Origin of the sequence: Pseudoalteromonas sp. MER144-MNA-CIBAN-0113 (assembly GCF_040308965.1) — a bacterium.
GTDB classification, from domain to species: Bacteria; Pseudomonadota; Gammaproteobacteria; order Enterobacterales; family Alteromonadaceae; genus Pseudoalteromonas; species Pseudoalteromonas tetraodonis.
On record NZ_JBEOOG010000234.1, the window covers coordinates 1 to 347 of the forward strand.

Sequence of the window (347 nt, forward strand, 5' to 3'; positions counted from 1 at the left end):
TTTAAAACGTTAAAGTATCGCCCAGAATACCCAGAAAAGCCATTTGAAGATATAAGCGCAGCAAGAGAATGGGTAAGTGGGTTCGTTGATTGGTACAATAATGAGCACCTACACAGTGGTATAAAATTTGTGACGCCAAACCAACGTCATTCAGGTTTAGATAAAGAAATATTAGCTAAGCGTCAGCAGGTAAACGACGCAGCTAAATTGAATAACCCAAGCCGTTGGTCAGGGAAGTCACGAGACTGGTCAATGATAAATGAAGTAAATTTAAACCCTGAGAAAAAAGAAGAAATGCGGGCGGCATAAAATTTAACTTGAGGCGACAACTAACTTGAAAAACTCCG

Annotated in this window: 1 protein-coding gene; it reads left to right on the forward strand. The window is 39.8% G+C overall.

All coding sequences use genetic code 11. The features are described from left to right. Positions 1-309 (forward strand): integrase core domain-containing protein (locus AAEY57_RS19525; RefSeq protein ID WP_350608608.1); only part of this gene is annotated, 309 nt, incomplete at its 5' end. Positions 310-347 lie beyond the last annotated feature (38 nt).